Annotated in this window: 16 protein-coding genes; 6 read left to right on the top strand and 10 right to left on the bottom strand. The window is 53.5% G+C overall.

The window, feature by feature from the left end; translation table 11 throughout:
• The first annotated feature begins 215 nt into the window (after nucleotides 1-215).
• The gene (locus TMES_RS14940; RefSeq protein ID WP_245835447.1) at nucleotides 216-1,256 is read left to right on the top strand and encodes a proline racemase family protein; all 1,041 of its coding nucleotides are present in this window, start codon (nucleotides 216-218) and stop codon (nucleotides 1,254-1,256) included.
• 40 nt (nucleotides 1,257-1,296) lie between these two features.
• Here TMES_RS14940 and TMES_RS14935 read toward each other — a convergent pair whose 3' ends face one another.
• The 5 genes from TMES_RS14935 to TMES_RS14915 form a co-directional block, all read right to left on the bottom strand.
• Nucleotides 1,297-1,977: a GntR family transcriptional regulator gene (locus tag TMES_RS14935; RefSeq protein WP_085583927.1), complete on the bottom strand. Its 681-nt coding sequence runs from the start codon at nucleotides 1,975-1,977 to the stop codon at nucleotides 1,297-1,299.
• A 148-nt stretch (nucleotides 1,978-2,125) separates the two neighbouring features.
• The gene (locus tag TMES_RS14930) at nucleotides 2,126-3,127 is read right to left on the bottom strand and encodes a 4-hydroxyproline epimerase (protein ID WP_085583925.1); all 1,002 of its coding nucleotides are present in this window, start codon (nucleotides 3,125-3,127) and stop codon (nucleotides 2,126-2,128) included.
• A 16-nt stretch (nucleotides 3,128-3,143) separates the two neighbouring features.
• Nucleotides 3,144-4,391: an NAD(P)/FAD-dependent oxidoreductase gene (locus TMES_RS14925; protein ID WP_085583923.1), complete on the bottom strand. Its 1,248-nt coding sequence runs from the start codon at nucleotides 4,389-4,391 to the stop codon at nucleotides 3,144-3,146.
• A gap of 110 nt (nucleotides 4,392-4,501) precedes the next feature.
• The gene (locus TMES_RS14920; RefSeq protein WP_085583921.1) at nucleotides 4,502-5,398 is read right to left on the bottom strand and encodes a dihydrodipicolinate synthase family protein; all 897 of its coding nucleotides are present in this window, start codon (nucleotides 5,396-5,398) and stop codon (nucleotides 4,502-4,504) included.
• Between the two features lie 119 nt (nucleotides 5,399-5,517).
• Nucleotides 5,518-6,690: a glycosyltransferase family 4 protein gene (locus tag TMES_RS14915; RefSeq protein ID WP_158091246.1), complete on the bottom strand. Its 1,173-nt coding sequence runs from the start codon at nucleotides 6,688-6,690 to the stop codon at nucleotides 5,518-5,520.
• Nucleotides 6,691-6,880: 190 nt separating this feature from the next.
• On the opposite strand from TMES_RS14915, the gene TMES_RS14910 reads away from it, so the two are divergent.
• Nucleotides 6,881-9,055, top strand: coding sequence for a bi-domain-containing oxidoreductase (locus tag TMES_RS14910; protein ID WP_085583918.1), 2,175 nt, complete (start codon nucleotides 6,881-6,883; stop codon nucleotides 9,053-9,055).
• Here TMES_RS14910 and TMES_RS14905 read toward each other — a convergent pair.
• Both TMES_RS14905 and glpK read right to left on the bottom strand, forming a co-directional pair.
• Complete coding sequence (locus TMES_RS14905; RefSeq protein WP_085583967.1) at nucleotides 9,037-9,978, bottom strand: AEC family transporter; 942 nt, start codon at nucleotides 9,976-9,978, stop codon at nucleotides 9,037-9,039. The genes TMES_RS14910 and TMES_RS14905 overlap by 19 nt on opposite strands.
• Nucleotides 9,979-10,136: 158 nt before the next feature.
• Entirely contained in the window at nucleotides 10,137-11,630 is a 1,494-nt protein-coding gene (gene glpK / locus TMES_RS14900; protein WP_085583916.1) for a glycerol kinase GlpK, read from the bottom strand.
• Between the two features lie 255 nt (nucleotides 11,631-11,885).
• On the opposite strand from glpK, the gene TMES_RS14895 reads away from it, so the two are divergent.
• Nucleotides 11,886-13,013 (top strand): UDP-N-acetyl glucosamine 2-epimerase, encoded by a 1,128-nt coding sequence (locus TMES_RS14895; protein ID WP_085583914.1) that lies wholly within the window; start codon nucleotides 11,886-11,888, stop codon nucleotides 13,011-13,013.
• 68 nt (nucleotides 13,014-13,081) lie between these two features.
• Nucleotides 13,082-13,597, top strand: coding sequence for a hypothetical protein (locus tag TMES_RS14890; RefSeq protein ID WP_085583912.1), 516 nt, complete (start codon nucleotides 13,082-13,084; stop codon nucleotides 13,595-13,597).
• A gap of 106 nt (nucleotides 13,598-13,703) precedes the next feature.
• Here TMES_RS14890 and TMES_RS14885 read toward each other — a convergent pair whose 3' ends face one another.
• Entirely contained in the window at nucleotides 13,704-15,164 is a 1,461-nt protein-coding gene (locus TMES_RS14885) for an NAD-dependent succinate-semialdehyde dehydrogenase (RefSeq protein WP_085583910.1), read from the bottom strand.
• A gap of 333 nt (nucleotides 15,165-15,497) precedes the next feature.
• On the opposite strand from TMES_RS14885, the gene TMES_RS14880 reads away from it, so the two are divergent.
• Together TMES_RS14880 and TMES_RS14875 are read left to right on the top strand one after the other, a co-directional pair.
• On the top strand, nucleotides 15,498-15,947 hold the full coding sequence (locus TMES_RS14880; RefSeq protein ID WP_085583908.1) for an antitoxin Xre/MbcA/ParS toxin-binding domain-containing protein: 450 nt from the start codon (nucleotides 15,498-15,500) through the stop codon (nucleotides 15,945-15,947).
• Entirely contained in the window at nucleotides 15,944-16,423 is a 480-nt protein-coding gene (locus TMES_RS14875) for an RES family NAD+ phosphorylase (RefSeq protein WP_085583906.1), read from the top strand. Before TMES_RS14880 ends, TMES_RS14875 begins: the two co-directional genes overlap by 4 nt.
• Before the next feature lie 198 nt (nucleotides 16,424-16,621).
• Here the strand turns inward: TMES_RS14875 and hydA are convergent, their stop codons facing one another.
• Nucleotides 16,622-18,079 (bottom strand): dihydropyrimidinase, encoded by a 1,458-nt coding sequence (gene hydA / locus TMES_RS14870; protein WP_085583905.1) that lies wholly within the window; start codon nucleotides 18,077-18,079, stop codon nucleotides 16,622-16,624.
• Nucleotides 18,080-18,216: 137 nt separating this feature from the next.
• Nucleotides 18,217-19,197, bottom strand: coding sequence for an ABC transporter substrate-binding protein (locus TMES_RS14865; RefSeq protein ID WP_085583903.1), 981 nt, complete (start codon nucleotides 19,195-19,197; stop codon nucleotides 18,217-18,219).
• Nucleotides 19,198-19,247 lie beyond the last annotated feature (50 nt).

Here is a 19,247-nt window from a genome sequence, read left to right as displayed (position 1 = left end):
AACCTGTAAACACCTTTTTGTAGAAAAAAGGCAAAAAATGTAACGACGCAAAAATTTAGCGTTCAAATCCATATATGCGCCACATATGACCCCTTCAAGGGCCTTGATGGTGGAAATTTTGCCTGACGTCTTTTGCGCCATAGATTACAAATAAGAACTGCTTTTCCATTGCGGCCTTCCCGCCCTGCCCTGTTCCTTTATCGGAGACGGCCCTTATGCCTGATTGCCCTGAGACTTTGTTTTTCCCCGGCCAGCAGAACCCGGTTGATATCATTGATATGCATACCGGCGGCGAGCCATTGCGGATTATTACCGGCGGACTTCCGCCCGTATTGGGCAATGATATTCTGGCCAAACGGCGTTACGTTCGCGAACATCTTGACCATTTGCGGCAGTTTTTGATGTTCGAGCCGCGCGGACATGCCGACATGTATGGCGCCTTGCTTGTGGAACCTAGCCTGCCTGACGCCGATCTTGCGGTACTGTTCTTGCATAATGAGGGCTATTCCACCATGTGCGGCCATGCCATGATTGCCCTTGGTCGTTATGCTGTGGATTACGGGCTGGTCAAGGCCGTTGAACCCGTCACCGTGGTTAATATTGAATGCCCATGCGGGCTGGTTCGAACCGAGGTTGAAGTGACGAACGGGCGCACGGGGAATGTCAGCTTTTCTTCCGTCCCGTCGTTTTTGTTTGGTCGGGATTACCAGTTAAGCCTGAGCAATGGACAACCCTTCACGTGCGACGTCGCCTATGGCGGGGCGTTTTATGCCTTGGCTGACGCAGGTCAGTTTAATCTGTCGGTTCGACAATCGAACGTCCGCGATATGGTTGATATTGCCGGGCAAATCTGTGACGCGGTGAATAAGGCCGTAAAGTTGCATCATCCTGATCATGACGACCTTGCTTTTTTATATGGCGTCATATTAACCGACGGGAACGACGCCGACATTCACACAGCAACAGCCAATATTTGTGTGTTTGCGGAAAATCAGGTCGATCGTAGTCCGACCGGGTCCGGGGTGAGCGCCAGACTGGCCGCACAATTTGCCAAGGGGCAAACTGGCCAACATCAGCCCCGCATGTTTGAAAGTGTGATCAGGTCGCAATTTACCGGCGAAATAGAAGCCGTTACCAGGTGCGGCGATTTTGATGCCGTTATCGCCCGGGTGAGCGGCATCGCCCATTATAGTGGGCAAAGCCGGTTTTGGCTGGATGAGGGCGACGAAATTGGCAAGGGATTTCGAGTCCGATAGAACCCACCCCCGCATCATTGCCGTTTGCTATCCCTGGAATTCAGGCGTCGTTCCCGGCACGGGCGACACGCAGACATTCGATCAGGCTTTTGCAAGAATCAGAAATGTGCTGATCGAGTAATGAAACCGCGAGCGCCACATTCCCGGCACGGCAGGCATCGAGAATGTCGTGATGTTCACGCTCTGCCTGCTCTGTCGCCCCGGAAAGGGCGAGTTGGGCGCGGGTGAAGCGCACAGTGTTGTTGCCGATGGTACGAACAATTTCGAGTGTTTTGGGGCGATTGGAGGCCTGATACAGCCGTTCATGGAACTGGCGGTTCAAATCCCCCCAGCGGGCAATATCACCGGCACGCAAGGCATCATCATAAATATCAAGAATTTCGGTGGCCGCACGAATATCGTCCGCGCTGAGGCGTGGTACCGAATGGCGCAGCAATTCACATTCCAGCAAACGCCGCACTTCAAACAATTCTTCAATTTCGTCAAGCGAGAGTTGCGCGACAATGGCCCCTTTATGCGGCTGGAACGTGACCAGCCCTTCGGCATCCAACCGTTGCAGGGCCTCGCGCACCGGGATCCGCGATACATTATATTCGGTTGCAATGGCATCCTGCCGCAATTGCGTTCCCGCCAGAAAATCACCGGACAAAATACGTTCGCGCAGATCTTCGGTAACCTGGTCGGTTATCGTCCGTCGGGTAAAGCGGGGGGATGCAACCATGTTGTTTTGTATCTATCTTATTGCCTTGGCCAAGATGGAAGACCGCGCAGTGGCCTTCCTTGGGAATAGTCATAACGGCGGGACTGGTATGTGGCAATAAAATTACCGGTTTAAGCCGACCGCGGTGACAAATAATCCCTGTTCCTGGCTATTTGACGATGAAACCATGCGCGTAGGGATCGCGGTCATCGATAAAGATAGTGTTGAACCCGTGAATACGCGCCCAGCCACCAACGGAGGGTACAATCGCCGGGTAATCCCCGACCATTGTGTGTTCAACGACAAAAGCTTCAAACTGCGAACCAATGATGCTTTCGTGGATAATTTTGCCATCGTCTGGCAAGCGCCCCTGCGCGGCAAGCTGTGCCAGACGGGCCGATGTGCCCGTTCCGCAAGGCGAACGGTCGATACCCTTGTCACCGTAAAACACAGCATTGCGGTGTGTGCTGTTGGGTTGAGTTGGCACCCCCGTCCACTGGATATGAGACAGCCCGTTAATCTCGGGATGCAGCGGATGGATGAAGGTTTCAATATCATTGAGGCGGCGGCGGAGTTCGGGGCTGATGCACTGAAAGTCCCCCACCGTGAAATCGGCCATATCGCGGAAGTTTTCCTGTGGTTCAACAATGGCGTAGAAATTGCCACCATAGGCCACATCAACCCGGATCGGCCCGAGATCGGGACAATCAACTTCGATCCCTTCTTTATAAAGAAACGACGGAACGTTGGTCAGGCGGACATTTTCAACATATTCGCCAACCTGGCTATAGTGCGCAATGACCAGTCCGGCGGGGGTATCAAGCCGCAAGACACCCGGCGTTTTTGGTTTTACCAACCCCTGTTCGATCGCCATGGTAACAGTACCAATGGTGCCGTGCCCGCACATCGGCAGACACCCCGATGTTTCAATAAACAGGATGGCAACGTCGCAATCATCGCGAGTTGGTTCATAGAGGATGGAACCGGACATAATGTCATGCCCGCGAGGTTCAAACATCAGCCCGGTACGGATCCAGTCATATTCCGCGAGAAAATGCGCGCGTTTTTCGCGCATATTGGCACCCGAAAGGCGCGGCCCGCCGCCCGCAACAACCCGCACCGGATTGCCGCATGTGTGACCATCAATACAAAAGAAACTGTGCTTTGCCATGTCTGGCGTGCTCCGCCTAAAAACGGTTAATGCGATAAGGGGTCAGATCGAGGGTTGCCGGGTTACCCGCAACCAGATCGGCCAGCAACCGCCCGGTTGTGGCCGCCATCGTCAGGCCCAAATGGCCGTGACCAAAGGCAAAAAAAGCATTGTCGTGGCGTGGGCTTGAGGAAATAACCGGTTTGGAATCCGGCATTGAGGGGCGAAAGCCCATCCATTGGGTGCCGCCCTCATCACGCAACCCTGGCAGCACCTGTTGGCCCTTGGCAAACAAAGCTTTGGCACGGTCGTAATTCGGGGCGGCTTTTAACCCGGCCAGCTCAACCGCCCCACCAACCCGGATGCCCATTTCCATCGGGGTCAGCACAATGCTGTCATCGGCACTGATCACCATGTGATTAAGCGTTACGCCATGATAGGGCACGGTCGTGTTATAGCCCCTTTCGGTATCGAGCGGCACCTTGTTGCCCAGACGCGCGGCCAAATGTTTGGACCACGCCCCGCAACAGATTACGACCTTGTCGAACGATATGTTGTCGCCACCACGATTAATTGCCGCATGCGGACGGCCATCGCGATACACAAAATCGGTAATTTCGGCAGTCTGGAATTTCCCGCCACGATCGAGAAACAGCTGATAAAGACCGGTTACAATTTTAAACGGGTCCAGAACCCGACCCCAGTCTTCTTCCAGCACACCACAGGCGAAAATCGGCGCAAGGTCTGGCTCGATCTCGTGAATTTGGTCGCGGGAAACATCTGTTAGGGTAACGCCATTACGACGGCGCAAATCGATAGAATAGTCTGCCGCGCGACGCCCCTGATTGCTGCGATAAACCGCCAGCGCACCATCACGAAAAACGGCATCTTGCAATTTGGCATCGCGGATCAGGGGATCGTAATCATCCCAGGCGCAATGAAGCAGTGCAGCCAGTTCGGTTGCGATTTTTTCAACCCGCCCCCGTCGCCCCGCTGCAACAAAACGCACCAGCCACGGCAATAGATACGGCAGATAGGATAAGCGCAGCGACAGCGGCCCGTTTGGATCCCTCAACCAGCCGGGAACATGGCGCAACGTGCCGGGCATGGAGATGGGCGCACATTCGGTAGCGGCAATGGCCCCGGCATTGCCAAAGGATGTGCCTTGCCCCGGTTCGCCGCGATCCGCCAATGTAACGGCAAACCCCTGTTTTTGCAGGGCAAGGCCGACATTAACACCGACAATCCCGGCACCAATGACAAGAACGTGCTGTGGCTCAGACATGGCACCTCATCCGTCAAACAAGGAGGTTAATCCGATAGATGAAGCCCCGCCGGACTATGATTAGCATTAAGAAAATACCGGCAGGGCTTCAATAACTTACATGCAGGCAATCACACTGATGGGCGCGTGTCGATGGCCTTCTGGATAATTTTAGTGATGGTTTCGCGTTCTTCGCCGACCAGTGTCAGACGCGGGGCGCGCACATATTCCTTGCCAACACCGGTCATGGCCTGTGCCAGCTTAATGTACTGAACCAGCTTGGCATGTACATCCATATGCAGCACCGGGGCAAACCAGCGATAAATGGCCAGGGCTTCAGTGTATTTACCTTCAGAAAGCAGTTTCCACAAACCGACTGATTCTTTGGGGAAGGCATCGGTGAAACCTGAAATCCAGCCAACAGCGCCCAGAACCTGGGTTTCCATCACAAGATCGTCCATGCCGCAAAACAGAACGAAACGGTCGCCACAGGCATTGTAAATGTCGGTAATGCGGCGCGGATCACCGGAACTTTCCTTGATCGCGACCAGATTTTTAACATCGGCAAGCTGGTTGAACTCTTCGGGTTTAATATCGACGCGGTAGGCCCCCGGGTTGTTATAGATCATGATCGGAAGCGACGTTTTGGCAGCAACCGCACGGAAATGTTCAAGGTTTTCGCGGGTATCGGCGGTATAAATCATGCCGGGCAGCAGCATCAGGCCATTGGCACCCAGATCTTCACATTTTTGGGCATATTTGATGGCGGCTGCCGTGGTCGTTTCGGCAACACCGGAAAGAACAGGGATACGGCCCTTGGTAAGGTCAACCGCGAGTTTGAGAACGGCGATTTTCTCGTCCATTTCAAGGGCGGTGTTTTCACCGACAGACCCCAGCATGACCAGCCCGTCAACACCGGCATCGATCAATGCTTCGATCTGGGTGGCGGTCATATCATAGTCGATAAAACCATCTTCAAACATCTGGGTTGCGACAGCGGGAAATACGCCAGTCCAGTTTACCTGCATGATCAAAAATCCTTTTGTTGGTGCGAGGCCACACCAAACTGTGAGCCCGCAATTCATTGCCTGACATCACATATCTCACATTTGAATATTGTATACAATATCAAAGGCGTTAAATTATCTCATTTTTTAAAGGACTGATCCGCCTCTATTACAGCAAGGGTCTTCTCGACCACAATCGCGTCACAAAGTTCATCCTCAACCATTTTCCGGGCTTGCTGCCCAAACCGGCGACGAGACGCATCGTCTTCCATAAGGGTTTCAATTGCATCTGCTAACGCCGGTTTATCACCCATGGGGACAAGTAAACCGGTTTCTTCGTGCTTCACAATCTCGCGGCATCCCGGCACGTCGGTTGCGACCATGGCAAGGCCACAGGCGGCCGCTTCCAACAGCGATTTCGGCAACCCTTCGCGCCACGATGGTAAAATCGCCAAATCGGATTGGGTCAACAGCGCCGGGATATCGCTGCGTCTTCCCAGCCATTCCACCAGTCCGTCATTTTGCCATTGCTCCAGATCGCTGACATTTGCGCTATCGGGGTTAGCAAGATCGACATCCCCCACCAGCCAAATACGATAATGACGCCCTTTTTGCTGAAGCAACCGGGCTGCACCAATAAGCTCGCCCAATCCTTTCGACCACAACATACGGGCTACAAAAATTGCTGTCTTGGGATTATCACCTTCCCGCATATCCGAAACGGGAAGGTATTTTTGCAGATCAACGCCAGAGCCCTTGATCAACGACAGTCCGGATTTTGAAAACCCCAACTGGCGCATCAATTCGTAATCATCATGATTTTGCACGATCACTTTGATCGACGGGAAAAGGGCATAGACGCGTAAAACAGCCGAAATAATCGCCCGGACGATACGGGCTTTGCGACCGTTAGAAACAAAAACAAAACCCAAGCCGGTGACCATATTTACCGACCGGGAAACCCCTGCAAGCAACCCCGCGAGGGCAGACAGAATAACGCACTGAATGGCGACATTTACAACAATATCAGGTTTTTCTTGCCGCATCAGTCGCCACAAAGAAAAAACCGTTGCCAATGACTTCACCGGGTTTAATCCGCCACGCGCGATATTCAGATCAATCACCCGAAAACCTTCTTCGCGAAGGCCGATTGCCGCTTCATTGGCGCGACAGGCAACGATAATTTCCCAACCGCGCACCTGTGCCGCACGGGCCAGCGCCATGCGGTGCGAAACGAAATACCAGTCCTCGCTACAGACAAAAAGCAACTTCTTGCGCTTTTTCGGCGGGGCATCGGCAGATGAGCGGGACATGGCGACTTCCGGGCTGCGGCCGGTACAACAACGACGTTGCGACAGGCCATTAAATTTAAGTTTATGTGCTGTTGCTACTGAGGGTTCGCTCATCCGTCAATGACAGATCGACCCCGACATAGCAGTATGGTTTAATTCGATCTGAAAATTACACCCTCTACGGGTACAAATCGGGGAAGAAAAGACAGCAATGACGACCATGCGCGCCTTGTTACGGTTTCCGGGTGAAAAGCGAATATCGGTTACCGATTGCCCTGTCCCTGTCCTGCGCCCCGGTTGCATTCTGGTCAAAACCACCCGATCCCTGATCAGCACGGGCACCGAAACCATCCAAAACCACGAAACCCGCCTGCCCCTGATCGCCAAAGCCTGGCAACGCCCCGATTTAACCGCGCAGGTGATCGATAAAGTGCGTCGGGACGGCATCACGGCAACACGCAATGCCGTTTCGCACCGGCTGGACCGCCCGATTGCCGCGGGATATGCCAGTTGCGGCATTATCACTGCCGTTAGCGCCGATGTGCAAGGCTTTACGCCAGGTATGCGGGTCGCCTGTGGTGGTATTAACCATGCCTGTCATGCCGAATGGAATATCATTCCACAAAATCTGGCCTGCCCTGTGCCATCCGGTGTCGCCGACGATGATGCCGTTTTCACCACATTGGCCAGCATCGCCTTGCATGCATTGCGCCAAGGTGACGTTGGCATTGGCATGACAATCGCCGTGATTGGCTGCGGGCTGGTCGGCCAGTTGGCCCTTCAACTGGCACTCGCCGCCGGGGCCCGCACCATTGCCATTGACCCCCAAATATCCCGGCAGGATCTGGCACGCCAAAATGGTGCCATCGCCAGTTTTACCGAAGCGAGCGCCGTCGCCGATCATACCCTTGGCGCGCTAACCCATGACATCGGCTGCGATGCGGTTTTGATTTGCGCGCCAGACCGGCACGGCACACTGATTGACGCAGCAGCACGCCTGTGCCGTGACCGCGCCACCATTGTGTGCGTTGGCGATGTAAAACCCCAAGCCACCCGTAATTTGCTGTTCCGCAAGGAAATAACCCTGCGCCAGGTGCGATCCTATGGGCCCGGTCGATATGATGACAATTACGAACAGCACGGGCAGGATTACCCGGCCGGATATGTCCGCTGGACAATAAAGCGCAACATGCGGGCGGTTCTGGACCTGATGGCGGATAACCGCATCAATCCGTCCGCATTGATTGGTGCCAGAATAACCCTTGAAGAGGCCGACAATCCGGCATCAACCGACACTGCCCCGTTGGCGACCGTTATTTTATATGACACCGTGCTGCAAAGCCACACGCACACTGCGGACACGATTCTGCCAAAGACTTCAGGCCCAAAACCGCCAAAGCGCTCCCCAAACTCAGCGGTCACGCTTGCCCTTATCGGGGCGGGGAATTTTGCCGGGGCGACCTTGTTACCCGCGCTGAAATCCATCGCCGATGCGCAAGTTTCCTATGTTGTCAGCCCCAACGGCCTGGCCGCAATGGGGGCCTGTCGCCGCATCCCGCATGCAATACCGGCCAGCGATAGCGAGGATGTTTTAAATGATGCAGCGCTTGATGCCGTCATAATTGCCACGCGCCATGACAGTCATTGCACCCTTGCGACCCGCGCACTGGAACAAGGCAAACATGTGTGGGTGGAAAAGCCCCTCGCAATTGACCTTGCGCAATTAGCGATACTGGAAAAAACCGTCGCCAAACATCCTGATCGTATTTTGATGGTCGGCCATAATCGCCGCTATGCCCCGTTCACCAAAACCATTGCGGATCATTTGCCCGACGGTCCCAAACATTTCACCTATCATGTCCGCCTGTCGCCATTGCCATCCGGTCACTGGCTGCGCCACCCGGCACAGGGTGGGCGCGCCATTGGCGAAGTCAGCCATTTTATCGATGTTATCTCAAAACTGGCAAAATCACCGTTGATCGACCTGCAATGTTACTGGGTTGACCGTGCAATCGGCGACAGTATCTGGAACATGCGATTTGCCGATAACAGCCACGCGAGCCTGCATTATGGCCAAGGCGGCACAAAACGGGATGCCAAGGAAACGCTGATTATCACAGCACCCGATACCACCATGACCCTGACGGACTGGCACCGTTTAACGATCCATCAATCAGGCAAAAAAACAATCCACAGAACAGGGCGCTTTTGGGGCCGCGGCCCGCAAAAGGGCCATCAGCAAGCGCTGCAGAATTTTATCAGTCGCATTCACCACGCCAGCGGCACCGTCGTCATGGCAACCGACATTAACAATCATCCCTCCGCCGCCGATGAAATCGGTTTATGCCGCATGATCTTGCATGCTGCTTATGGTGCACCGGCATAAAGAACGAGCAAAGGCAGCGTAATCACACTGATCAGGGTGGTGATCAGGATGGTTGTGGCGGAACGGTCAATGCAAATTTGATAGTTGCCAGCCAAAATTGCCACATTGGCACCCGCAGGCAAGGCCGCCATAAGGGTCACCACCGCCAACCACAGCGGCGGCAGATCAAAGATGAAATAAGCAACCGAAAAAACCAGCAGCGGCTGGATGAACATTTTAGCACAGGTGCAAATCAGGCTGGCCTTTAAATTCCCGCGAATGCTTTGCCCGTAAAGGCCGCAGCCAACCAGCAACAAGGCCACCGTTGGCCCGGCAACACGAAAGCGTTCCAGCGTATTATTGGCAATTTCGGGCAATTTCAACCCGACCAGTGATGCCGCAACACCGGCAATAATCGCGATGATGATCGGATTTTTCAAAACCCGAACCATGCTGATGGCAACATTGGCCAACCGGGTTTCGCCCGACGTACGGCTCCCTTCAACCAGAAAAATCGTGATGCCCAAAAGCGTTAACGGATGGATCGCCAATACGATCAAAAGCGGCACCAATCCTTCTTCGCCGTAAACAGCCTGCACCAGGGGAATGCCCAGCAAAACGACGTTTGAAAACACACCCCCAACGGCCGTAATCGCCGCTTCGTCATTTTTGGCATTCAACGTGAAACGGGCGATGAAATACACCAGCGCATAATTTAGCAGCGCCCCGGCATAATAGGCCCCCCACAGGCGCAAATCGAAATGAGCCCGGATATCGGATTGCGACAGGGTTTGAAACAGCATTGCCGGAATGAAAACATTCATCGCAATCCGGGCGAGAACCGGGATACCCTCGCGCGATAAAATGCGGGTCCGCATCAGTAAATAACCGCACAGGATCGTCAAAAAGACGGGCCCCACTTTACTGAAGATCAAATCCAGCATTCTTCCCCCAAACGCATCATCAAGCTGCGCATCACCCCATTTATCAACAGAACATCGTTGCTGCTGCACAAATTAAAGGCGGCACAGCGACTGTGCCACCTGATTTTGCATGATCTTATAGGGGGTTTTGCTTTCTGACCAGTCAGCTTGACGCAACCCTAATCGTCGTAGCTGCGCACCCTTTCAACCGCGCCCTTCCAACCAGCAAGGGCGTGATCCCGCTGGGGTTGTGCCATTTTTGGAGAAAACCGCGCATCAAGCTGCCAGCGACTGCGAATTTCGTCCAGATCAGCAAACAAACCGGCCTGCAAACCGGCAAGGCAGGCTGCCCCCAGCGCCGTTGTTTCGGTAATTTGGGGCCTCTCCACATCAATCGCCAGAATATCGGCCAGATATTGGCAAATCCAGTCATTGGCGACCATACCGCCATCGACCCGCACGGCCTTTGGTGCCACACCATCGGCTGCCATGGCTTCAAACAGATCAAAGGTTTGATAACAAACACTTTCAAGGGCCGCGCGCACAAATTCGCGCGGGCCGGTATCGCGGGTTAGCCCAAAAATAGCGCCGCGTGCATCAGCATCCCAATAGGGCGCGCCAAGCCCGGTAAAGGCCGGGACCATGTAAACACCACGATTATCGGCAATATCGGCGGCCAACCCTTCGGTTTCGGCAGCAGATTTGATAATACCCAAACCATCGCGCAACCATTGCACCGCCGCCCCGGCAACAAAAATGGCCCCTTCCATCGCATAGCTGATTTTGCCGTTCAGGCGATATCCGATGGTGGTTAACAAACGGTGTTGCGATGTCACGGCTTCATCGCCGGTATTTAAAATCACAAAACAGCCCGTACCATAGGTGCTTTTAATCTCGCCCGGGTTAAAACAGCACTGGCCAAATGCGGCCGCCTGCTGATCCCCGGCAATACCGGAAACGGGAATTGCCGACCCAAACAAATCGGCATCTGTCACACCAAAATCGGCGGCACAATCCTTTACGTCGGGCAACATCTGGCGCGGAACGCGGAAAATGTCGCACAGCTCCGTATCCCAGCGATCTTCGCGGATATTGTAAAGATTGGTCCGTGCGGCATTGGTGGCATCGGTCGCATGTGCACGGCCCGCCGTCAGGCGCCATAACAAAAAGCTGTCCACGGTACCAAAGGCCAAATCACCCTGTTCGGCCCGGGCACGCGCGCCCGTCACATGGTCTAAAATCCAGGCAATTTTGGTGGCCGAAAAATACGGGTCAATCAACAAGCCGCTTTTGGCATTAATATGCTGTTCAAGCTGCGCATCCTTATGGCGCAAATCCCGGCACAGGGCAGCGGTTCGGCGATCTTGCCACACTATGGCATTGTAAACCGGCTTACCGGTTTTGCGATCCCAGACAATGGTGGTTTCGCGCTGATTGGTGATGCCAATCGCCGCAATCTCATTCACATCAATATGGGAAATGGCTTCGCGGCAGGTTTCAACCACCGTATCCCATAAATCTTCGGGGTCGTGTTCAACCCAGCCGGAATTGGGAAAATGCTGGGGAAACTCACGTTGCGCAACGGCAACTGATTTGCCATCCCGGTTAAAAATAATCGCACGCGAACTGGTCGTTCCCTGATCAATCGCAAGGATGTATTGTTTATCGGACATTTTATTCCTCCCGGTGCGTCGAGCCACGTTACAACTGGTTGCAGACCGCGCACATTTGGTTTTTCTAAAAGTCAGATAACATCACCGCCAAGTCAAGGAATTTTCATTAATCAACACAAAAACACATAACTGGTTCATTATCGAAAATTATACGCCGACACGGCGAAATCAAGAAACAAACCCTCGTGACCAGATGAACATTTATGCATACTCATCAATGCGTTAACACCTGAGATATAGATAAAGTCCATTTTTATGATTGTTGATCTGGTCTATGGCACGCGCCCCAACATCATCAAGGCCGCCGCCCTACATGCCCAATGGCGCGAAACCCGCGAACAATGGCCCTTTGAACTCCGCCTGATCGACACCGGACAGCATTGGGACGACACTTTGTCGGCCGATCAATGTCGCGCACTTGGGCTTCCAACACCTGCCTTTAATTTGCAGGCAGGGCACCGCCAAAGCCATAACGGGAATATAGCCGGATCGCCGCACACATCCCAACGCAGCCCCTTCATTAGTACGGTGGCGCAGGCCTATGGGGCCTTGCTAACAACAATACCTCCGACCGCCACGATTGCCATTGGCGACGTTAATGGCTCGGTCGGGGTGGCGCGGGCCGCGCATCAGCATCATGTACCCTTATTTCATCTTGAAGCCGGTTTGCGCGGCGGTATTGATGCAAAGGCCGAGGAAGCCAACCGTTATGAATTGGACCAGATATGCGATTATTTATGGGCACCAGACGATGTTGCCGCAGCCAATTTAGGGAGCGAAAACATTCCCAAAAACCGCATTACGGTTACCGGCAATATCATGATCGATGCCCTGCTGCGATTTGCTCCGCTTGTTCCACCCGATGACATCACCCAGCGTCCAAACAGGTCCTCCGTTCTGGTTACCCTGCACCGGGCGGAAAATATTGATGACCCCGTCCGTTTTAAATCCATTGTCCGGTCAATCACTGAAATCGCGCAAACCCGCCGGGTCATCTGGCCACTCCACCCGCGCACAAAACCGGTGTTGACCCAACTTGGCCTGCCCGCGACAACCGGCTTAACCCTGCTGCCGCCCCTGCCCTATCCGGCTTTTACGGCGCGGTTAAATGCTGCATCAATCGTCGTTACAGATTCCGGCGGGATACTGGAAGAATGTGCCTATCTTGGCAAACCCGCCGTAATCGTCCGCCCACACACCGAGCGCCCCCATGCCGTGGCCCATTGCGGGTTTGAACAGTGCGAACCGACCGATATGGTAAAACATCTCGACCAAGCGCTGCGCTGCCCGCCAACGCCCTTTCGCCCACAGGGCTGGGATGGCAAAGCGGCAATGCGGATGTTGCAGGATTTAACAGCAAGGCTGCAAAACCTGCCTGCTTAACCGGCATGTAAATTGCTTATATATCGGCTAATTCAACCATATATGGCAATTTTTACCGGGATAACGCCATGACTGCATTTCAACCTGTATCGGGTTTACTCAGCACCGCTTCGCAAACCACCAGTACGTCTACAAATGGGCCGGTCGCGTCGAGCAGTACCGGTTACGCGCCAAAATCGGCTAAAAACCAGCATTCCGACGAGGTCAACTATATCCGCGAGCATGGCTTTACCGCCTATGTGAAGGAGATAGAAGAACAAAAAATCAAGGAAATGCGGGAAAAAATTTTGCAATCGATGGGTCTGGACGCGGAAAAACTTGCCGCCATGCCGGCCGACCAGCGCGCAGCCATTGAAACCGCCATTACCGAACGCATTGCGCAACAGTTAAACGGCGGCAGCATCGCCAATCAGTCAGATGATGACGATAACAAAGCTGGCACCAGCAAACTTGATCAAAACGTTGCGCAAATATCGTTTGATCCAAAAATGTATGCTGTTTTGACCATGATTCAGGAACAGGACCAGCAGGCTGACGCGATGGCACATAATCAGCCTTCGGATGCGGATAAACCGGCAGCCTGACAATTTATTTGATCCAGATATTGGTATGTCACATGAGACAAAAGCCCCAAACGACTATTTCGTTTGGGGCTTTTCGATATTAATCGTTTAGTTGACGGTCAGAATATCAAGCGTCGAGACCACCCATGCAGACATATTTGGTTTCCAGATAGTCTTCCATACCGTATTTGGAGCCTTCACGCCCGTTACCGGACTGTTTATAGCCGCCAAACGGCGCAACCTCGGTCGAAATCACCCCGGCATTTACACCGACCAGACCACTTTCAAGACCCTCGGCCATTTTCCAGATCCGGCCAATATCACGGGAATAGAAATAGGATGCGAGGCCAAACTCGGTATCGTTTGCCATTTCAAGCACTTCATCATCGGTTTTAAACCGGATCAGCGGTGCCATCGGGCCAAAGGTTTCCTCGCCAAACACCTGCATATCGCGGGTGGCATCCACAATCACGGTCGGCTCAAAGAAGGTACCACCTTTTTCGTGGCGCTTGCCGCCGGTCAGAATACGGCCACCTTTTTCCAGCGCGTCCTTGATATGGCTTTCCACCTTTTGCACCGCTTTTTCCGTAATCAGCGGCCCAATTTCAACGCCATCCTCGGTGCCTGCACCGACTTGCAATTTGGCCACTTTGGCTGCCAGCTTTTCAGCAAACGTGTCATAAACCGCGTCATGAACAAAAATGCGGTTGGCACAAACGCAGGTCTGGCCGGTATTGCGATATTTCGATGCCATCGCCCCTTCGACAGCCGCATCCAGATCGGCATCTTCACAAACGATGAACGGCGCATTACCGCCAAGTTCGAGGCTGACTTTTTTAATGGTATCGGCACATTGACGCATCAGCAAACGGCCCACCTGGGTCGACCCGGTAAAGGTCAGTTTGCGGACAATGTTGCTTTCGGTCATTTCCAGGCCAATTTCCTTTGCATCCCCGGTCACGATAGAAAGCAGGCCCTTGGGCACCCCGGCCCGTTCGGCCAATACTGCCATTGCCAGCGCCGAATAAGGCGTTTCAGATGCCGGCTTTACCACCATTGAACAGCCAACAGCCAACGCCGGTGCCGCCTTGCGCGTGATCATGGCGGTGGGAAAGTTCCACGGGGTAATTGCGGCGCAAACACCGACCGGTTCTTTTAAAACGATAACGCGTTTATCGGCGGCAAAAGTCGGAATAACGTCGCCATAAACCCGTTTGGCTTCTTCGGCAAACCATTGCAGGAACGACGACCCATAGGCAATTTCACCGCGTGCTTCATTAATCGGCTTGCCCTGTTCGGCAGTCATCAACTGCGCCAGATCTTCCTGATTTTCCATCATCAGGTCGTACCATTTCATTAAAACACTGGCACGGTCCTTGGCTGTCCGTTTTTTCCACAATTTCTGGGCTTTTTCAGCCGCTTCAATCGCCTGTTTGACAATATCACGCCCCAGAACAGGGATCGTTCCCAGCTTTTCACCGGTGGCCGGGTTGGTGACATCTTCCGTCTTGCCATCGGCCGCATCGACCCATTCACCAGCCACATAGGCCTGTTGACGAAACAGCGACGGATCTTTGAGCGAAACCATGTTTCCTCCTGATATTTTGAAACCTGGGGCACGAAACGGCCCCGTAACATGATCGGTATGTGACGCGGTTTCAGGCGGTTTTGCAACCCAAATTGCCACGATCATCCTGAAAATACATGTCCGAGAAACGCAAGCGGCCAGACGCAGTTCCAAAAACCGGGAAAATTAACGGCCCCGTTGGCAGCACACCACACAACCCGACCTGACCGATAAAACATCGCTGCCGCCACAGATGCCACACGAGCACGTATCATGATCGCCTTGCGACAAGACTGGTCGCATGATACATTTAAAACCGTCATATGAAGATACCGACCATCGAGAGAACAGGCCATGACCGTTCAAACAGCTATCGCCCTTAACCCGATTTACTCCTTTGTCGGTTTGCCAGAACGCGATACGTCGCCGCACGCCCTGCTTGACCAGATTGAAAAGGGTATTCCGGTTGCCGGGGTCCGTAAACTGGCGGAATTTCTATTTCCCGATGCTGGCAGTCGTGCCGTCGAACATCTGGTGTCACGCTCAACCATGGAGCGGATCAAACGCAGAAAAAACCTGCGTTTTTCACGCGCAGCAACCGAACAAATCTATCCCGTTATCAAGGTAACGGCCAAGGCGATGGAACTTTACCCTGATGAGCCGGAAAAAGCGGTCCGTTTCCTGCAAAAGCCGCACCCGATGTTAGGCGGGATCTCCCCGCTTGAACTTGCGCGTAAATCAGGCGCAGGGGCAGATATGGTTATGAATTTGTTTAACAGAATTCAGGCGGGTCTGCCGGTATGACCTCCCGCCAGTTACCGGGCACCCGTTATGGCTATCGCATTGGTGACCCGCATGGAATTTATCCGGTATATTCCGCGCAAGGTGCCCGCCTGTTTGCCGGGCGCTGGCACGATATTGGCCAGCCGGTGATTTACACCAGCGAACATTATTCAACCGCGATGCTGGAAAAGCTGGTGCATTTCAACGGTGAAGTGCCCAAAGGCCAGCATTTCATCAAAATCACCTATCCGGTCGGGCTATCTTACGAAGTTTTTAGTTCCGGCCATCACCCCGGATGGCACGACGCAAATGAACAAGCCGCCCGTCAGTTTGGCAGCACGTGGTTTCGGGAGGGACGGTCCTGTATCTTGTTTGTTCCTTCTGTTGTCGCCCGCGAAGAACATAACGTTCTGATTAACACCACCCATCCCGACTTCCCCCAAATTACCACCGATCTTGAACAGCCGATCTGGTGGGATGAACGCCTTTATCGGTGAGGCAATAAATCCGTCGCGACACCCACTCCGCCCCCTTTGGTAAACTCCCCGGTAGTCCCCCCAAAACGGCCTCGCTCGTTAGGGTGTCACAAGTGACATGCTTCATTTGTGAATAAATCATGAGCCCAAAACAAAGGGGTGGCACGCGGCCACCCCTTTAAAATTGTGAAATGCGAAAACGGATATCCAATCCGATAATCACACACCCGCAGGCATATTTTCCGCTTTGCGTTCCACCCTGCGCGGGGCCGTAATTTCTTTCCATTTGGAAAGCGCCTTGTTCACGGCAGGAAAAGCATCACGGCGGACAAATTCGCCATCACCACATTTGGCAACAACAACGCCTTCTTCGGCAGCAATCCGCCCCCGGCAGATGGTGTAACGCGGCAAACCGGTGACTTCCATGCCTTCAAACACGTTATAGTCAATCGACGAAACCTGATGTTTGGCCGTAATGGTTTTTGACGCCTTGGGATCCCACACTACCAGATCCGCATCGGCCCCAACCAGAATGGCACCTTTGCGCGGATAGATATTCAAAATTTTGGCGATGTTGGTTGATGTTACGGCAACAAATTCGTTGGGTGTCAAACGGCCGGTATTTACGCCATTGGTCCACAGAAGCGGCATGCGGTCTTCAAGGCCACCGGTGCCATTGGGGATTTTGGTAAAATCGCCCATCCCCATGCGCTTTTGTTCCGATGTAAAAGCGCAATGGTCGGTTGCCACCACCTGAAGGCTGCCCGAGGCAAGCCCGTTCCACAAACCATCCTGATGCAGTTTGCTGCGGAACGGCGGCGACATAACACGGCGTGCCGCGTGGTCCCAATCGGCATTGGCATATTCGCTGTCATCAAGCACCAGATGCTGGATCAGCGGCTCGCCAAACACACGCTTGCCGTTCTGGCGCGCGCGGCGAATGGCTTCGTGGGCCGGTTCGCACGATACATGCACAATATAAAGCGGCACATTGGCCATATCGGCAATCATGATGGCGCGGTTGCATGCTTCGCCTTCCACATCGACCGGGCGGGAATAGGCGTGCGCTTCTGGCCCGTTATTTCCCGCATCAAGCAACCGTTGCTGCAAGGTGGCAACCACATCGCCATTTTCGGCATGCACCAGCGGCATCGCACCGAGTTCCGAACAGCGCGAGAAGGATGCAAACATTTCATCATCATCCACCATCAGGGCCCCTTTATAGGCCATGAAGTGTTTGAAGGTGTTAATACCCTTTTCCTCGACGACGATTTTCATTTCGTCAAAAATCTGCTCGCTCCAGGACGTAATCGCCATGTGGAACGAATAATCACATACTGCTTTCGATGATTTGTTATCCCATGCCTGCAAGGCTTCCAGAAGCGACTGGTCGGGCGATGGCAAACAGAAATCCACCACCATGGTGGTGCCCCCCGCCACAGCGGCCTTGGTGCCATGTTCAAAATCATCGGCGGAATAGGTGCCCATAAAAGGCATTTCCATATGGGTGTGCGGGTCAATCCCGCCGGGCATGACATAACAGCCGTCAGCCTCAATCACCTTGTCGCCCGAAAGGCCCTTGCCAATCGCGGCAATCTTGCCGTCTTCAACCAGAATATCGGCTTCATAGGTCAGGTCTGCGGTAACGATGGTTCCGCCACGAATAACCATGGACATGGGTGGCTCCTTATCTATCGGGATCGGGGATGGAGGGGTGCTCGCGGGCACCTGTTCCCTGAAAAATCAGGGAAGATCACCCGGCAACAAACGGGGCTGTCGCCGGGTGTCATGGAAATTATAATATGCCCGCAGGCTTACATCTTGTCGGTAACCGCGTGGGTCCAGGCACCTTCCGGTTTTTTGGTAATAACCGGGGCCGATCCACCCGACATCAGGCTGTCAACGGTGCGGGTATAGGCATCTTCACTTAAAACACCATCATTACTCAGAAGTTTGCCAACTTCCTTCATCATGCGGATCTGGTGTTTTTCGGTCTGGGCGCCGGTGGCATCATGATCAAGAACAATCATAGCCGCATCTTCGGGGTGTTCCTTGGCCCAGGCCCAACCCTTCATGCTGGCATTAACAAACCGGGCCATTTTATCAACAAAAGCCGGTTTTTTCAGTTTGTCTTCCATCACGTAAAGGCCGTCTTCAAGGGTGGCGACACCCTGGTCTTCATATTTGAAAACAACCAGATCATCGGCTGGAATACCGGCATCAATAACCTGCCAATATTCGTTATAGGTCATGGTTGAAATACAATCGGCCTGCTTTTGCAAAAGCGGGTCCACGTTAAAGCCCTGTTTCAGAACCGTAACGCCTTTGTCACTGCCATCGGTGGGAATACCCAGTTTCGACATCCAGCTTAAGAACGGATATTCATTACCAAAGAACCACACACCAAGCGTCCGCCCCGGAAAATCCTTGGGCGAGGTAATGCCGGTATCTTTCAGGCAGGTCAGTTCCATGCCCGATTTGGCAAAGGGCTGGGCAATATTAACCAGCGGCACACCTTTTTCGCGCGCAGCCAATGCTGATGGCATCCAGTCCACAATCACATCGGCCCCGCCCCCCGCAATGACCTGCGCCGGGGCAATATCCGGGCCACCGGGATTGATGGTAACATCAAGATCGGCGTCTTCGTAAAACCCTTTGTCACGGGCGACATAATAACCGGCAAACTGGGCCTGCGTGACCCATTTCAGCTGCAAGGTTATATCATCTGCTGCCATCGCCGAAAACGATGTCAGGCCAAATGCCATCCCCAGAGCCGTCGCAAACACTTTTTTCATTTTGTTGAAGCCTCTCCACAGGTTGAAGTTCATTCCTCCCGACGGGTCGT

Source organism: Thalassospira mesophila (assembly GCF_002115755.1).
In the GTDB taxonomy this organism is placed as follows: Bacteria; Pseudomonadota; Alphaproteobacteria; order Rhodospirillales; family Thalassospiraceae; genus Thalassospira; species Thalassospira mesophila.
This window is presented reverse-complemented; position numbering and strand designations above follow the sequence as displayed.

Bases quoted from the DNA above. Each gene is read 5' to 3' on its own strand.
- TMES_RS14940 (WP_245835447.1), top strand. From the start codon at position 216: ATGCCTGATTGCCCTGAGACTTTGTTTTTCCCCGGCCAGCAGAACCCG.
- TMES_RS14935 (WP_085583927.1), bottom strand. From the start codon at position 1,977: ATGGTTGCATCCCCCCGCTTTACCCGACGGACGATAACCGACCAGGTT.
- TMES_RS14930 (WP_085583925.1), bottom strand. From the start codon at position 3,127: ATGGCAAAGCACAGTTTCTTTTGTATTGATGGTCACACATGCGGCAAT.
- TMES_RS14925 (WP_085583923.1), bottom strand. From the start codon at position 4,391: ATGTCTGAGCCACAGCACGTTCTTGTCATTGGTGCCGGGATTGTCGGT.
- TMES_RS14920 (WP_085583921.1), bottom strand. From the start codon at position 5,398: ATGCAGGTAAACTGGACTGGCGTATTTCCCGCTGTCGCAACCCAGATG.
- TMES_RS14915 (WP_158091246.1), bottom strand. From the start codon at position 6,690: ATGTCCCGCTCATCTGCCGATGCCCCGCCGAAAAAGCGCAAGAAGTTG.
- TMES_RS14910 (WP_085583918.1), top strand. From the start codon at position 6,881: ATGACGACCATGCGCGCCTTGTTACGGTTTCCGGGTGAAAAGCGAATA.
- TMES_RS14905 (WP_085583967.1), bottom strand. From the start codon at position 9,978: ATGCTGGATTTGATCTTCAGTAAAGTGGGGCCCGTCTTTTTGACGATC.
- glpK (WP_085583916.1), bottom strand. From the start codon at position 11,630: ATGTCCGATAAACAATACATCCTTGCGATTGATCAGGGAACGACCAGT.
- TMES_RS14895 (WP_085583914.1), top strand. From the start codon at position 11,886: ATGATTGTTGATCTGGTCTATGGCACGCGCCCCAACATCATCAAGGCC.
- TMES_RS14890 (WP_085583912.1), top strand. From the start codon at position 13,082: ATGACTGCATTTCAACCTGTATCGGGTTTACTCAGCACCGCTTCGCAA.
- TMES_RS14885 (WP_085583910.1), bottom strand. From the start codon at position 15,164: ATGGTTTCGCTCAAAGATCCGTCGCTGTTTCGTCAACAGGCCTATGTG.
- TMES_RS14880 (WP_085583908.1), top strand. From the start codon at position 15,498: ATGACCGTTCAAACAGCTATCGCCCTTAACCCGATTTACTCCTTTGTC.
- TMES_RS14875 (WP_085583906.1), top strand. From the start codon at position 15,944: ATGACCTCCCGCCAGTTACCGGGCACCCGTTATGGCTATCGCATTGGT.
- hydA (WP_085583905.1), bottom strand. From the start codon at position 18,079: ATGTCCATGGTTATTCGTGGCGGAACCATCGTTACCGCAGACCTGACC.
- TMES_RS14865 (WP_085583903.1), bottom strand. From the start codon at position 19,197: ATGAAAAAAGTGTTTGCGACGGCTCTGGGGATGGCATTTGGCCTGACA.